Source organism: Amycolatopsis sp. NPDC114505, from assembly GCF_055633615.1.
Genome location: NZ_JBVKDV010000003.1, coordinates 1,688,376 through 1,702,791 on the forward strand (window position 1 = coordinate 1,688,376; position 14,416 = coordinate 1,702,791).

12 protein-coding genes are annotated in these 14,416 nt (G+C 72.9%); 7 read left to right on the plus strand and 5 right to left on the minus strand.

Going from position 1 to position 14,416, the window contains the following annotated elements; genetic code table 11:
- Genes ACZ7OU_RS36920 through ACZ7OU_RS36930 form a run of 3 tightly spaced genes read right to left on the minus strand, consistent with a single transcriptional unit; the run spans nt 1 to nt 1,669 of the window.
- Entirely contained in the window at nt 1–540 is a 540-nt protein-coding gene (locus ACZ7OU_RS36920; RefSeq protein WP_470258794.1) for a (2Fe-2S)-binding protein, read from the minus strand.
- A 1-nt stretch (nt 541) separates the two neighbouring features.
- Nucleotides 542–1,399 (minus strand): FAD binding domain-containing protein, encoded by an 858-nt coding sequence (locus ACZ7OU_RS36925; protein WP_470258795.1) that lies wholly within the window; start codon nt 1,397–1,399, stop codon nt 542–544.
- Nucleotides 1,400–1,408: 9 nt separating this feature from the next.
- Nucleotides 1,409–1,669, minus strand: coding sequence for a hypothetical protein (locus ACZ7OU_RS36930; RefSeq protein WP_470258796.1), 261 nt, complete (start codon nt 1,667–1,669; stop codon nt 1,409–1,411).
- Between the two features lie 133 nt (nt 1,670–1,802).
- On the opposite strand from ACZ7OU_RS36930, the gene ACZ7OU_RS36935 reads away from it, so the two are divergent.
- From ACZ7OU_RS36935 to ACZ7OU_RS36950, 4 genes are read left to right on the plus strand one after another with little or no spacing between them, the layout of a single operon-like run.
- On the plus strand, nt 1,803–2,672 hold the full coding sequence (locus ACZ7OU_RS36935; RefSeq protein ID WP_470242969.1) for an FAD binding domain-containing protein: 870 nt from the start codon (nt 1,803–1,805) through the stop codon (nt 2,670–2,672).
- A 1-nt stretch (nt 2,673) separates the two neighbouring features.
- Nucleotides 2,674–3,144, plus strand: a complete 471-nt coding sequence (locus tag ACZ7OU_RS36940; protein ID WP_470242970.1) for a (2Fe-2S)-binding protein — start codon at nt 2,674–2,676, stop codon at nt 3,142–3,144.
- Nucleotides 3,141–5,489, plus strand: a complete 2,349-nt coding sequence (locus ACZ7OU_RS36945) for an aerobic carbon-monoxide dehydrogenase large subunit (RefSeq protein WP_470258797.1) — start codon at nt 3,141–3,143, stop codon at nt 5,487–5,489. The genes ACZ7OU_RS36940 and ACZ7OU_RS36945 overlap by 4 nt, the downstream gene beginning before the upstream one ends.
- A gap of 19 nt (nt 5,490–5,508) precedes the next feature.
- Nucleotides 5,509–6,171: an RraA family protein gene (locus ACZ7OU_RS36950; RefSeq protein WP_470258798.1), complete on the plus strand. Its 663-nt coding sequence runs from the start codon at nt 5,509–5,511 to the stop codon at nt 6,169–6,171.
- Nucleotides 6,172–6,335: 164 nt separating this feature from the next.
- On the opposite strand, the gene ACZ7OU_RS36955 is transcribed toward ACZ7OU_RS36950, so the two are convergent.
- The gene (locus ACZ7OU_RS36955) at nt 6,336–7,226 is read right to left on the minus strand and encodes a LysR family transcriptional regulator (protein WP_470258799.1); all 891 of its coding nucleotides are present in this window, start codon (nt 7,224–7,226) and stop codon (nt 6,336–6,338) included.
- A 68-nt stretch (nt 7,227–7,294) separates the two neighbouring features.
- On the opposite strand from ACZ7OU_RS36955, the gene ACZ7OU_RS36960 reads away from it, so the two are divergent.
- From ACZ7OU_RS36960 to ACZ7OU_RS36970, 3 genes are all read left to right on the plus strand, one after another.
- A complete protein-coding gene (locus tag ACZ7OU_RS36960; RefSeq protein ID WP_470258800.1) occupies nt 7,295–8,143 on the plus strand; it encodes an EamA family transporter in 849 nt (282 codons plus the stop codon).
- A gap of 27 nt (nt 8,144–8,170) precedes the next feature.
- The gene (locus ACZ7OU_RS36965) at nt 8,171–8,845 is read left to right on the plus strand and encodes a GntR family transcriptional regulator (RefSeq protein ID WP_470258801.1); all 675 of its coding nucleotides are present in this window, start codon (nt 8,171–8,173) and stop codon (nt 8,843–8,845) included.
- Nucleotides 8,846–8,987: 142 nt separating this feature from the next.
- Nucleotides 8,988–14,282 (plus strand): RHS repeat-associated core domain-containing protein, encoded by a 5,295-nt coding sequence (locus tag ACZ7OU_RS36970; RefSeq protein WP_470258802.1) that lies wholly within the window; start codon nt 8,988–8,990, stop codon nt 14,280–14,282.
- On the opposite strand, the gene ACZ7OU_RS36975 is transcribed toward ACZ7OU_RS36970, so the two are convergent.
- Nucleotides 14,237–14,395, minus strand: coding sequence for a hypothetical protein (locus ACZ7OU_RS36975; protein WP_470242978.1), 159 nt, complete (start codon nt 14,393–14,395; stop codon nt 14,237–14,239). The genes ACZ7OU_RS36970 and ACZ7OU_RS36975 overlap by 46 nt on opposite strands.
- Nucleotides 14,396–14,416 lie beyond the last annotated feature (21 nt).

Below are 14,416 nucleotides of genomic sequence, written 5' to 3' on the forward strand. Positions count from 1 at the left end.
TCAGGCCTCCTCTTCGGGCTCGTCGGAGCGCAGCCGGGCCGCGGCCCACAGCACCGACTTCACGATGTTCTGGTACCCGGTGCAGCGGCAGAGGTTGCCCGACAGCGCCCAGCGCACCTCGTCCTCGGTCGGGTCGGGGTTCTCCGCGAGCAGCGCCTTCGCGGCCATCAGCATCCCGGACGTGCAGAACCCGCACTGCAGCCCGTGTTCCTCCTTGAAGCCCTCCTGCAGCGGGTGCAGCCCGCTCGGCGTCGCGAGGCCTTCGACGGTCGTCACCGCGCGGCCGTCGGCCTGGACGGCGAGCATCGTGCACGACTTGATCGGGCGGTCGTCGACGAGGACGGTGCAGGCGCCGCAGTTGGTGGTGTCGCAGCCCATGTGGGTGCCGGTGAGCTGGAGTCCCTGGCGCAGCAGGTGCGAGAGCAGGAGCCGGGGCTCGCACTCGACGACGCTGCGGCGCCCGTTCACGGTGACGGCGATCCGCCGTGTCGGGACGTCGTCCGAGTCCTGGCCGTCCTGGATCACGCGCACGCTGGTCATCTCACGCCACCCTTCGCTCGAGGATGCGCCGCACGAACACGCGCACCATGTGCCGTTTGAAGTCCGCCGAGCCGCGGTGGTCGCTCTTCGGCCGCGCGGCCTGCGCGGCCAGGCCCGCCGCGTGGTCGATGACGTCGCCGGTGAGCGGTCCGCCGACGAGCGCCTGGGCGGCGTCGGCGGCTTCGATCGTCGCGGCGCCGACGCCGGTCAGCGCGATCCCGGCGCGGGTGACCGTGTCCCCGTCGCGTTCGATCGCGACCGCGACGCCCACGGTCGCGAAGTCCCCGACCCGCCGTTCGAGCTTGAGGTACCCGCCGTCCGGGGTCCCGCCCGGCGCGGGGATCACCGCCTCGACCGCGATCTCGCCGTGCTCGAGGGCGTTCTGGAACGGGCCGTGCACGAAGTCCCGCACCGGGATGGTCCGCCGCCCGCGGGGTCCGGCGGCCACGACCGAGCCGCCGAGGGCGAGCACCACCGAGGCCCAGTCGCCCTGCGGGTCGGCGTGGCACAGGGAGCCGACGAGCGTGCCGCGGCTGCGCACGAGCGGGTCGGCGACCAGCCGCGCGGCGGCCGCCATCACCGGCTGGGTGCTCTTCAGCAGGTCCGAACGCTCGAGGTCGCCGTGCCGGCACAACGCGCCGACGTGCAGGTTCCCGTTCTCGTCCAGCTCGTGGTGGTCGAGGCCGGGCACGGTGTTGAGGTCCACGAGCAGCGTCGGCGAGGCGAACCGGAGCTTCAGCAGCGGCACGAGACTCTGCCCGCCGGCGAGCAGTTTCGCGTCCTCGCCGCCGTCGTGCAGGGTGCGGATCGCCTCGTCCAGCGAGCGGGGCGCCTCGTAGCGGAACCGGGTCGGGTACACGGTGCTCCCTCAGCCTTCTCGATCGGGCACAGCTCGATCGGGGGCGGCCGGGTCGGGCACGGCGACGGGCAGCGACTCGTCCGTGGGATCGGGGCGGGGCCGCTGGTGCGGCGGCCACGGCCCCGCGACCGGGCGGCCGGCGACCTTGAGGAAGTCGACGAGCTCCGGGTACGCCCACACCGTGGGGCTGCCGCCCTCCTTCGGCGCGTCTTCGACCAGCTCGAACATGCGCGGGTTGTCCCGGCTGTGCCCGTCGGACTCGATCCGCATCCCGCGCCCCCGCTTCGCCGTCGGTCCTGGTGTGAATCGATCTTTCACCCGCACTCCAGGTGCGACAACGCGCGATTAACCCTTTGCTTAAGGCGGTTGCGGTGCCGGTCCGCGCGGAGAACGATCGACCGCTATGCAGGTGCCCGCCCCCTTCGAGTACGAGCGCGCCACCAGCGTCGAGCACGCGTTGACGCTGCTGGAGAAGTACGGCCCGGCCGGGCGGGTCATCGCGGGCGGGCACAGCCTGATCCCGATGATGAAGCTGCGGCTGGCGGCGCCCGAGGTGCTCGTCGACATCAACGAACTGACCGAGCTGGGCGGGATCGACGCGACGCCGGAGACGCTGCGGATCGGCGCGCTCGCCCGGCACGCCGACCTGCTCGCCTCGCCCGGGGCCGGGGCGCTGTTCCCGGTGCTGCACGACGCCGAGCGCGTCGTCGCGGACCCGATCGTGCGCAACCGCGGCACGGTCGGCGGCTCGCTGTGCCAGGCCGACCCGTCCGAAGACCTCTCCGCGGCGTTCACCGCCGTCCGGGCCGAAGCGGTGATCCGAGGCCCGGCCGGTGAGCGCGTCGTGCCGGTGCGGGACTTCTTCGACGGGCCTTACGAAACCGCCGTCGGCGAGGCGGAGCTGCTGATCGAGATCCGCGTCCCGATCCGGCCGGGCCCGGGCAGCAGCGCCTACGCGAAGGTCGGCAGGCGGGCGGGCGACTGGGCGGTCGCCGCGGCCGCCGCGGCGCTCACGCTGGACGGCGGCACGGTCGCCGAAGCCGGGATCGGGCTCACCGCCGTGGGGGCGGCCCGGTTCGTCGCCGCCGAGGCGGAGGACTTCCTCCGCGGCGGGCCGGCCACCGCCGCGCGGTTCGCCGAGGCGGGCGCCATCGCCGCCGAGCACTGCCGGCCCACCGCCGACCAGCGCGGCCCGGTGGACTACAAGCGCCACCTGGTCGCCACCCTCACCACGCGCGCGCTCGCGCTCGCCAAGACCCGCGCGGAGGCCTGACGTGGAGATCACCGTGACCGTCAACGACGAGCGGCACCGCCGTTCGGTGGAGCCCCGGCTGCTGCTGGTCCACTTCCTCCGCGACGAGCTGGGCCTCACCGGCACGCACTGGGGCTGCGACACCTCGAACTGCGGGGTCTGCGTGGTGTGGCTCGACGACGTGCCGGTCAAGTCGTGCACGGTGCTGGCCGCGATGGCCGACGGCAAGCGGGTCCGCACCGTCGAAGACCTCGCCGACGGCGCCGCGCTCGACCCGGTGCAGCAGGGTTTCGTCGCCTGCCACGGCATCCAGTGCGGGTTCTGCACCCCCGGGATGCTGATGACCGCGCGCTGGCTGCTCGACCGGGACCCGGACCCCGCCGACGACGTCATCCGCGAAGCCATTTCGGGGCAGCTGTGCCGCTGCACCGGGTACGAGAACATCGTCCGGTCCATCCGCTGGGCCGCCGAGAACCCGGAGGGACGGCGATGACCGGCGGGTTCGGCTCGCGGACGCGCAAGGAGGACGCCCGGTTCGTCCGCGGCCGCGGCACCTTCGTCGACGACCTCGTCCGGCCCGGCATGCTGCACGGCGCCGTCCTGCGCAGCCCGCACGCGCACGCGCGGATCGTGTCGGTCGACACCAGCGCGGCCGAGGCGCACCCGAAGGTCCGGCTGGTGCTGACCGGCGCGATGCTCGCCGAGCGCGGGATGGCGTGGATGCCCACGCTCTCCCACGACGTCCAGGCCGTGCTGGCCACGGACAAGGTGCGGTTCCAGGGCCAGGAGGTCGCGTTCGTCGTCGCCGAGGACCGGTACTCCGCACGCGACGCGCTGGAGCTGATCGACGTGGAGTACGAGCCGCTGCCCGCGGTCGTCGACGCGCGCACCGCGCTGTCCCCCGGCGCCCCGGTGATCCGCGACGACCTGGGCCACACCGACAACCAGGTCTTCGACTGGACCGCCGGCGACGCCGAGGCGACCGACGCCGCGTTCGCGCGCGCGGACGTCGTCGTCGGGCAGGACATGCTCTACCCGCGGGTGCACCCGGCCCCGCTGGAGACCTGCGGCTCGGTCGCCGAGGTCGACGTCATCAGCGGGAAGCTCACGGTGTGGTCGACCGCGCAGGCCCCGCACGCGCACCGGCTGATGTACGCGAAGATCACCGGTCTGCCCGAGCACCGGATCCGGGTCGTGGCCCCGGACATCGGCGGCGGGTTCGGCAACAAGGTCGTCGTCTACCCGGGCTACCTGTGCGCGGCGGTCGCCGCGATGGTCACCGGGCGGCCGGTGAAGTGGGTCGAAGACCGGTCGGAAAACCTGATGAGCACGTCGTTCGCCCGCGACTACCACATGCACGGCGAGATCGCCGCCACCCGCGACGGCAAGCTGCTCGGCCTGCGGGTGCGGGTGCTCGCCGACCACGGCGCGTTCAACGGCACCGCCCAGCCGTCGAAGTTCCCGGCCGGGTTCTTCCACGTCTTCACCGGTTCCTACGACCTGCCGGCGGCGCACTGTTCCGTCACCGGTGTCTACACGAACAAGGCTCCCGGCGGGGTCGCGTACGCGTGCTCGTTCCGGATCACCGAAGCGGTCTACGTCGTCGAGCGGATGATGGACGTGCTCGCCCGCGAGCTCGACGTCGACCCGGCCGCGTTGCGGAAGCGGAACCTGCTGCGGCCCGAGCAGTTCCCGTACACGTGCGCGACCGGCTGGAACTACGACTCCGGCGACTACCCGCGGGCGCTGTCGCTGGCGCTCGAGATGGCCGGGTACGCCGAGCTGCGTCGCGAACAGGCCGAGCGGCGGGAGCGCGGCGAGCTGATGGGCATCGGGATCAGCTTCTTCACCGAGGCGGTCGGCGCGGGCCCGCGCGAGCACATGGACATCCTCGGCTTCGGCATGGCCGACGGCGCCGAGCTGCGCGTGCACCCGACCGGTTCGGCGGTGCTGCGGCTGTCGTGCATGTCCCAGGGCCAAGGCCATGAGACGACGTTCGCCCAGCTGGTCTCGCACGAGCTGGGGATCCCCGAGGACGAGGTCGAGATCGTCCAGGGCGACACCGACCAGACCCCGTTCGGGCTGGGCACGTACGGCTCCCGCTCGACCCCGGTGTCCGGCGCGGCCGCGGTGACGGTGGCCCGCAAGGTGCGCGAGCGCGCGCGGCAGGTGGCGTCGGCGATGCTGGAGGTCGATCCCGGCGACCTGGAGTGGGAGCGCGGGCGCTGGTTCGTCCGCGGGGTGCCCGACCGCGGCCACACGATCCGGGAGATCGCGCTGGCGGCGCATTCGGACCTCGCGCTGCCCGAGGGCGTGGAAGGGCACCTCGACGCGACCACGGTGTACAGCCCGCCGAACCTGACTTTTCCTTTCGGCGCTTACGTTTGCGTGGTCGACGTCGACGCGGACACGGGTCAGGTGCGGGTCCGCCGGTTCGTCGCGGTCGACGACTGCGGGGTGCGCATCAACCCGGCGATCGTGGCCGGCCAGGTCCACAGAGGACTGGCGGACGGCATCGGGATGGCGTTGATGGAGCTGGTGGCGTTCGACGAGGACGGCAACCACCTGGGCGGCTCGTTCATGGACTACCTGCTGCCGACGGCGCTGGAGTGCCCGTCGTGGGAGCTGGGCGAGACGGTGACGCCGTCCCCCCACCACCCGATCGGCGCGAAGGGCATCGGCGAGTCGGCGACGGTCGGCTCGCCGGCGGCGGTGGTCAACGCGGTGGTGGACGCGCTGGCGCCGTACGGAGTCCGCCACGCGGACATGCCGCTGACCCCGGCGGCGGTGTGGCGAGCGATGCGCGGCGACCCGCTGCGTTCGGATCTCGCGGTGTAGCCGCCGGTAGCATCGCGCGATGCCGGTGAACGACGAGCTCGCCCAGAAGTTCCTCGCGGTGGACACCACCGCCCTCTGCGATGTCGACAAGACGACCCGGGTGGTGCACAGCGCGCTCCGCCCCCGATCGGCCCGGCAGCGCATCTTCGGGCCCGCCTTCACGGTCCGCTGCCGCGACGACTTCCTCGGCGTGCTCCAAGCCATCGAAGCGGCGGCGCCCGGCGACGTGATCGTGGTCGACGGCGGCGCGCGCGAGATCGCCCTCGGCGGCGAGCTGTTCGCCCGCGGCGCCCTCGTCCGTGAGCTCGGCGGCATCGTCGTGGACGGCGGCTACCGGGACATGGCCTACGTCAGCGGCTGCGAACTCCCGTTGTACAGCCGCTTCGTCACCCCGTTGTCCGGGACGTCGTCGAAGCTCGGCGAGCTGCAGGTGCCGGTGACGTGCGGCGGGGTCACGGTGAACCCCGGCGACCTGGTGCTGGCCGACGGCGAAGGCCTCATCGTCGTGGCGCCCGACCGGATCGGCGACCTCCTCGACGGCGCGCTCGCGATCAAGCGAGCCGAAACCGCTGTCATCGACCGGCTCGACGCGGGCGCCACGCTCAGCGAGACGTTCGCTCTCGCCGAGCACGTCGCGGCGCTGGGCCGCGGTGAGGCGTCCGCGCTACGGCGTCAGAACTGACGTTCCGGAAGCGCCGCAAGGCATCGGGTGCTACCGGTGCCGGTGACGCACTTCCGGCTGGTCGCGTTCCGGAACACGACGTCGGCCCGTCGACGCACAGGTTCGTGCTCCGGTCGGAGTACTTCAGCCACCAGCCGTCGGCGCCGGCGGGAGCGGCCTGTGCCTCAGCGGGCCAGCAGCCCGAGCACCAGCGCGAGCGGCGGCCACGCCTCGCGCCCGCGCCGGGTGCAGGCGAACGCGCGCTGCCGCACGTCCGGTGACGCCAGCGGGAGCAGCGTGACCCCGGGTCTCGTGGCGCGGCCGGCCGGCAGCAGGCCGACGGCGGGCGCCGGGCCGGTCGCGATGAGGTCCTCGACCAGTTCCAGGCTGTCCGCGCGGTGCGTGACGCGCGGGGTGAACCGGGCCGTCGACGCCAGCCGGCGGATCACGTCTTCGTCGGCGCTGTTGCGGGAGTTGACGATCCAGTCGTGGTCGCGGAACGCCTCGAAGACGGCCACGGTGCTCTCGCCCCGCGCCCGGGCCGCGTCGGCCGCCGGGACGGCCAGGCCCCACCGTGCCGTCCACAGTGGACTCACGGTGATCGCGGGGTCCGTGACGACCGGGGCGAGGTCGTAGTCGTAGGTCAGCGCGAGGTCGATGTCGTCGGCCAGCAGCGCGGCGAAAGCCTCGTGCGGTTCGTACTCGCTGATCCGCAGCTCCACCTGCGGGTGGTCGGCGGCGAGCGCGGCGGCGGCCGGCAGCACCGAGCGCCGCACGGCCGTGGCGAACCCGGCGACGCGCACGGTGCCGGCCGGTTCGGCCTGGGGGTCGAGGTCGGCCCGGGCGGCCTCGACGGCGGCGAGGATCGTCACGGCGTGCTCGGCCAGGCGGCGTCCCGCGGGGGTGAGCCGCACGCGCCGGCCGTCCGGTTCCAGCAGCGGGGCGCCGGTTTCCTTCGCCAGCACCGCGATCTGCTGCGAGACCGTCGACGTCGTGGTGCCGAGCACGTCCGCCACCGCGCGCATCGAGCCGTGGCGGGACAGCTCGAGGAGGAACTGGAGCCGTCGAGTGTCCATGATTCCTGAACAGTACATCCACGATCGACACGTGGACACGAACGGTCCGGATCGGTTTTGCTGGGTTCGTGCTGTCCTCCACCCGAACCGGTGCGGCCTTCGCGGTCGCCGCCATGCTCTGCGTCCAGCTCGGCCTCGCCGTGTCCGTCGGCCTGTTCGACCGCATCGGCCCGGAGGGCGCGGCGTGGCTGCGGCTGGCGTGGGCCGGCGTGCTGCTGCTGGTCGTCGTCCGGCCGCGGCCGTCGTCGTTCCGGCGGGCCACCTTCCTGGCCTGCTGCGGGCTGGGCGTGGTCACGGCGGGGATGACCATGCTGTTCATGGAGGCCGTTGCCCGCCTGCCGCTCGGCACGGCGAGCGCGCTGGAGTTCCTCGGCCCGCTCACGGTGGCCGTCACGCGCGGCCACGGCGGCAAGAAGCTGTGGCCGGTGCTCGCCGCACTCGGCGTCGTGCTGCTGACCGAACCGTGGCGAGGCGGCGCCGACCTGCTCGGCGTCGGCTACGCACTGGCGTCCGCGGTCTGCTGGGCGGCCTACATCCTGCTGACGCAACGGGTCGGCGACGAGGTGGCGGGCGTGCGCGGGCTCGCGGTGTCGATGCCGGTGGCGGGGATCGTCGCGACGCTCGCCTACGGGCCGGAGGTGTTCGGGCACGTGACGGCGGAGCTGCTGCTCATCGGCCTCGGGCTCGCGATCCTGCTGCCGGTCGTCCCGTTCAGCCTGGAGATGCTCGCCCTGCGGCGGCTGAACACCTCGGCGTTCGGGACGCTGATGAGCCTGGAACCGGCCATCGCCCTGACGATCGGGCTGGTCGTGCTCCACCAGGTCCCGGACCTCCCCGCGGCGGCGGGAGTGCTGTTCGTCGTGGCGGCCGGTGTCGGCGCGGAGCGCACCGGAGCGCGGGAGCCGGTCGTTTTGTAGCACAATATTCCGCTGTATCGTACGTTCGTGAATCCAGGGGAGACCGCGCCGGAGCGGGTCGCGAGTGCGCTGCGAGACGAGTTGCTGGACGGAGCGCACCCCGTCGGCACCCGGTTCCGCGAGGAGGACCTGGCGGAGCGCTTCGACGTCGGCCGGCACACGATCCGCGCGGCGCTGCGGCTGCTCGTCGAACGCGGGCTGGTGGTCCACGAGCGGAACCGGGGCGCCGTCGTCGCGCCCTTGAGCCGGCGGCGCATCGACGAGGTCTTCGACTTCCGCAAGGTCCTGGAGCTCGGTGCCCTGCGGATGGCGCTGGCGGCGGGTGCCGACCTCGGCCCGGTGCTGGCCGCCGTGGACCGGCTCGAAGCGCTGGCCGGACAGACTCCGGACCCGCCGTGGCGTGAGCTGACGCGGGCGCACAGCGCGATCCACCGCTCGATCGTCGCGGCCGCCGGCAACCGGCACCTGCTGGCGGGCTACGAGCGGTGCGAGGACGAGGTCCGGCTGCTGCTCACCTTCGTCCGGCCGGACTTCGACGCCGCGCGCCTGGCCGCGGTCCACCGCGACCTGGTGGAGCAGCTGCAGCGGGGCGGGGAGGCCGCGGCCGACGCCCTCACCGAGGACATCGACCACCGGGGCCGGGCCGCGCTGCTGGCCGCGCTGCACCGCGCGGAGGAGAGCGCCCGCCTGCTCGGCCGCTGACGCGACCCGGGTGTGACGTCACCGGCCCGAGGGCACGATCGGCTGGTCGAAAAGGCATCCCGCGGGGTTGGCGACCATCATGCGTACACCGCTTGTTAACTTCGGTGGTGGTCGCTCGGCAGGTGAAGGGGAAGGTCAGCACGTGAGCAATCCGTTGGTCGCGGAAACCAAGGATTCGACGACGGCGTATTCGGGGATCTCCCTGCTGGAGTCGGCGAACGACCTGAAGTCCGCGATCGAAAGCGGCGACTGGGCGTCCGTGGCGATGGGGGCCGTCGGCACCGCCCTGGACGCGCTCTCGATGGCCATGGACCCCTTCGGGGCGATCCTCGCCGCCGGCGTCGGCTGGCTCATCGAACACGTCGGCCCGCTCAAGGAAGCCCTCAACGGACTCACCGGCAACGCCGACGAAATCGCCGCGCAGTCGGAGACCTGGAAGAACGTCGCCACCGAGCTCGGCAGCATCGGCCAGGACCTGACCGGGATGGTCAAGACCGACACCGCGTCGTGGACCGGGAACGCCGGCGACACCTACCGCCAACGCGCGCAGGACACCGTCACCCTGCTGGAAACCGCCCAGAAGGGCTGCGAAGGCGCCTCCAGCGGCGTCAAGACCGCCGGCGAGGTCGTCGCCGCGGTCCGCGCGCTCGTCCGCGACATCATCGCCGAGCTCGTCGGCCACCTCATCAGCTGGGCCCTGCAGGTCGTCTTCACCCTCGGCATCGGCCTCACCTGGGTCGTCCCGCAGGTCATCGGCGCCGTCGCGAAGACCGCGTCGAAGATCGCCGACATCACCAAGCGCCTCGTCAAGGCGCTGCAGGCGCTGATCCCGCTGCTCAAGCGGGCCGGCGACCTGTTCGCCGACGCCGCCAAGGCGCTCAAAAACATCAAGCCGGGCAAGGCCGCGCCGCCTCCGAAGAGCATCGACATCAAGGGCAACCCGAAGGGTCTCGACGGGCCCAAGGGCAAGGGCGGGCCGGACGCGCCGCCGCCGAAGACCGACCCGCCGCCGACGCCCAAGGGCGACGACAACACCAGCGCGTCGGGCGCGAAGGGCGACAACACCACGCCGTCCGGGGACCACGCTCCCCCGAAGACCGACCCGCCGCCCGCCTCGAAGGGTCCCGACGACACGCCGAAGAGCCCGGACCCGACGCCGCCGCCGGCTTCGAAGGGCCCGGACGGGAACACCACGCCCTCCGGCACGCCGAAGGGCGACCCCAAGGGCGACGGGTCGCGGATCAAGGACAACAACTCCAAGCCGGACGAGCACACCACGCAGACGAAGGACAAGACCGACTGCGGCGACCCGATCGACGTCGCGACCGGCGCCGTGATCCTCGTGCAAGAGGACGTCTCGCTCCCCGGCGCGCTGCCGCTCGTGGTCGAGCGCACGCACCTGTCGACCTACCGCGCCGGCCGGCTGTTCGGCCCCACCTGGGCCTCGACGCTGGACGAACGGCTCGAGGTGGAGCCGGACGGGCTGCACCTGGCGCTGGCCGACGGCACGCTGCTGCGCTTCCCGGTCCCGCGGGGCGTGGAGGCCGTGGTCCCGGAGAGCGGCCCGTACCTGGCGCTGCGCCGGGTCCGGCACGGCTTCATCGTCGGCGACCCGCAGTCCGACCGCATGCGCTACTTCGCGGGCCGCCGCGGCGACACCACCCTGCCGCTGCGCGCGGTCGTGGACGGCGCGGGGAACCGGATCGTGCTGCGCCACCGCGACGGCGTGCCGGTCGCGATCGAGCACTCCGGCGGCTACCGCGTCGAGATCGACAGCGCCGACGGCCTGGTCACGGCGTTGCGCACCGCGGGGTCCCCGGTGCCGCTGGCGGAGTACACCTACGACTCCGCGCGCCGGCTGACCGAGGTCGTCGACGCGGTCGGCACCCCGCAGAAGTTCACCTACGACGCCGACGGCCGGCTCTCGCGCTGGGAAGACGTCAACGGCCGCTGGTACCGCTACGGCTACGACGCCGAGGGCCGCTGCGTGCGCGCCCAGGGCACCGAGAACTACCTCAACACCGAGCTGGCCTACGAGCCCGGCGTCACGACCGTCACGAACTCGCTCGGCGCCGTCACCCGCTACCGGCTCGACGAGCAGCTGCGCGTGGTCGGGCAGACCGATCCGCTCGGGCACACCACCAGTGCCGAGCGGGACCGCTTCGGGCGCGTGGTCGCCGAGACCGACGAGCTCGGCCACGTCACGCGCTGGGACTACGACGAGATCGGCAACCTCGTCGCGGTCACGCGGCCCGACGGCGGCCGCGTGGTCTACGGCTACGACGAGCGGCACCGGCCCGTCGCGGTGACCGGCCCGGACGGCGGCGTGTGGCGCTACGAATACGACCGGCGCGGCAGCCTCGCCCGCACCGTCGACCCGGCCGGCGCAGTCACCGCCTACACCTACGACCCCTTCACCGGCACCGTGGACTCGGTGACCGACGCCCTCGGCGGGGTCACCCGGATCCAGGCCAACGCCGCCGGGCTCCCGCTGCTCGTCACCGAGCCGGACGGCGCCGTGTGGCGCTACGGCTACGACGCGCTCGGCAACATCACCAGCGAGACCGACCCGGCGGGCAACACCAGCACCGTGGTCCGCGACGCCGCCGGCAGCGTCGTGCAAGCGCGCGACGCCGACGGCGCGATCGAACGGTTCGCTTCGACGGCGCGTGGCAACTTCGAGGAGCGCACGGACGCGCGCGGGGGCGTCAGCCGCATCGAATACGCGCAGTTCGACGTCGCGGTCAGCGAGCGGGCCCCGGACGGCGGCACGCTGAAGTACGGCTACGACACCGAACTGCGGCTCACCTCGGTCACCAACGAGCGCGGCCTGGTGTGGCGCTACGAGTACGACGCCGCCGGCCGGAAGGTCGGCGAGACCGACTACAACGGACGCGTCCTGCGCTACGGCTACGACCCCGTGGGACGGCTCGTGCTCCGCACCAACGGCGCCGGGCAGACCATCACCCTCGAGCGCGACAGCGTGGGCCGGGTCGTGCGGCGCAGCAGCGCCGACGAGGTCGCCGTGTTCACCTACGACGAGGCCGACCGGATGCTGTCGGCGGCCAACGCGCACAGCGAGGTCCGCTTCACCTACGACAAGCTCGGCCGCGTGCTGTCCGAGTCGATCAACGGCCGGGTCGTGCACTCGCGGTTCGACGCACTCGGCCGCCGCGTCGGCCGCCGGACGCCCTCGGGCGCCGAGTCGGTGGTCGGGTACGACCCCGCCGCCCGCCCGACCGTGCTGGCCACCGCCGGGCGCACGCTGCGGTTCGGCTACGACGCCGCGGGCCGGGAAACCGTGCGCGGCCTGTACGGCGGCGCCGGACCGGTCGCGGAGCTGCGCCAGGACTGGACGCCCACCGGGCAGCTGGCGGCGCAGACGGTCCTCCGGGGCCCGGAAACCCTGCAGCGGCGCGAATACGGCTACCTGCCCGACGGCTACCTCGCCGGGGTAAACGACCTGATCTCCGGGCAGCGCACCCTCGACGTCGACGCCGTCGGCCGGGTCCGGTCCGTGCGCGGCCCGCGGTGGCAGGAGACCTACGACTACGACGTGACCGGCGCGGTCACCGGAGCCGGCTGGCTCGGCGCGCCCCAGGCCAGCGGGCCTCGCGCCTACACCGGCACCCTGCTCACCGCCGCGGGCCCCACCGCCTACGGCCACGACGGGGAAGGCCGCGTCGTCACCCGCGAGCGCGGCGGGCAGCGCTGGACCTACGAGTGGAGCGCGGAAAACCGGCTGCTCGGCGTGCGCACGCCGGACGGCACGACGTGGCGCTACCGCTACGACCCGTTCGGCCGCCGGATCGCCAAGCAGCGCCTGGACGCGAGCGGCGCGGTCGCCGAGCAGGTCGAGTTCGCGTGGGACGGGCAGGTGCCGGCCGAACAGGTCCACAGTGGACCGGGCCGGCCGCCGGTCGCCACGGTGTGGGAGTACGCGCCCGGCTCGCCGCTCCCCCTCACCCAGACCGAACGCGTCCTCGGCGCGAGTGGCGGAGACCGGTTCCACGCGCTCGTCCCCGACCTGGTCGGGGCGCCCGCGGAGCTGGTCGACGACACCGGGGCGCTGGCCGGGCACCTGCACACGGCGTTGTGGGGCCCGGGGGTCTCGGCCGGCGGAACGGCGAGCACCCCGCTGCGGTTCCCCGGCCAGTACCACGACCCGGAGACCGGGCTGCACTACAACCGGTACCGCTACTACGACCCCGAGACCGGGCGGTTCCTGTCCCACGACCCGCTGGGCCTGACCCCGGCGCCGGACTCGCTGGCCTACGTCGGCAACCCGACCGCCATGACCGACCCGCTCGGCCTCGGCCCGACGCGGACCACGCCGTGCGCGGCCGCGGCCGCCAAGGCCCAGGCGCACCCCTACGCCCGGGGGAACTCCGGGCCGTCGACGAGCAAGCGCAAGTACCCCGAAAGCACCTACGGCGACAAGGACGCCGAGCGCAAGCGGCTCGACGACAAGCACGACTACACGATCAACGGCAAGAAGACGCACCAGTCCGAGCACGCCGGCGGCTTCGACATCCTCAGCGACAACGGCGGCACGAAGCTGCCTCGCAAGGAGCAGGGGCCGCTGGAGAACAACGCCAACGCGTACTACGAGGACTTCCCCAACCACCGGTACCACCCGGGCACGGGCAAGGGCAGCGGCAGCCACGAATCCGGGTTCACCAAGGGTGACGTCCGCGACGAGCCCAACGTCACCAAGGACGACAAGCTCGGGTACAACGACCGCCTCGGTTCGTACCGGAACGCGCAGCGCAACGCCATCGAGGCCAACGACCCGAGCACCGCGGTCCAGCTCAACCAGCTCGGTTACGGGCACCAGCAGGGGTTCCAGACGCCGGAGACCATGAAGGCGGGTCACCCCGACCCGCACAGCTTCTCCGACAAGGTCTACCACGGGGACGATCCCAACCACGTCCACAACAAGGACCACCCGCTGTACGACGAGAAGAAAGCGGACGCGGCGAAGGCCGAGCAGGACCGGCGCGACGCCGCCGCCGACGCCGCCCCGAACGACCCGAGCCGGAAGACCTACGACGACGAGCGGAAGCGGATGGACATCGCCGACGACTCGTACCACAAGATGGTCGACGACATGCACTCCAGCGGCGAGGGCATGCGGTACAACCCGCAGACGGGCCAGGCCGTCCCGGCGGGCGGGCACACGGTCGACGGCACCGGGCACGTGACCACGAAGCCGATCGACAAGTGGGACGCGGCCGAGATGCACGGCGCGCGCGACGCGGCGCGCACCGGCGAATGGCCGGGCTACGGCGGTTTCTACAAGAACCCGACGGCCGACGAGTGGGCCGCCCTCGACCGCGGCGACCTCGACCCGCCGTCGCTCAAGAACATCACGGACAAGGACATCGCCGACTACTGGGCGGCGAAGAAGGACCCGAACGCGATGGACGTCGACTGATCGCCCAGGGGCGCGCCGATCTTCTCGCCCTTGCGATAGCCGCCGAAGATCAATCCGAGCACCAGGATGGCGAGGACGACCAGCAGGACCCACAGCCACACGGACTTGCGCACGAAGCTTCCCCTCTGCGGAGA

Bases quoted from the DNA above. Each gene is read 5' to 3' on its own strand.
- ACZ7OU_RS36935 (WP_470242969.1), top strand. From the start codon at position 1,803: ATGCAGGTGCCCGCCCCCTTCGAGTACGAGCGCGCCACCAGCGTCGAG.
- ACZ7OU_RS36950 (WP_470258798.1), top strand. From the start codon at position 5,509: ATGCCGGTGAACGACGAGCTCGCCCAGAAGTTCCTCGCGGTGGACACC.
- ACZ7OU_RS36945 (WP_470258797.1), top strand. From the start codon at position 3,141: ATGACCGGCGGGTTCGGCTCGCGGACGCGCAAGGAGGACGCCCGGTTC.
- ACZ7OU_RS36930 (WP_470258796.1), bottom strand. From the start codon at position 1,669: ATGCGGATCGAGTCCGACGGGCACAGCCGGGACAACCCGCGCATGTTC.
- ACZ7OU_RS36920 (WP_470258794.1), bottom strand. From the start codon at position 540: ATGACCAGCGTGCGCGTGATCCAGGACGGCCAGGACTCGGACGACGTC.
- ACZ7OU_RS36955 (WP_470258799.1), bottom strand. From the start codon at position 7,226: ATGGACACTCGACGGCTCCAGTTCCTCCTCGAGCTGTCCCGCCACGGC.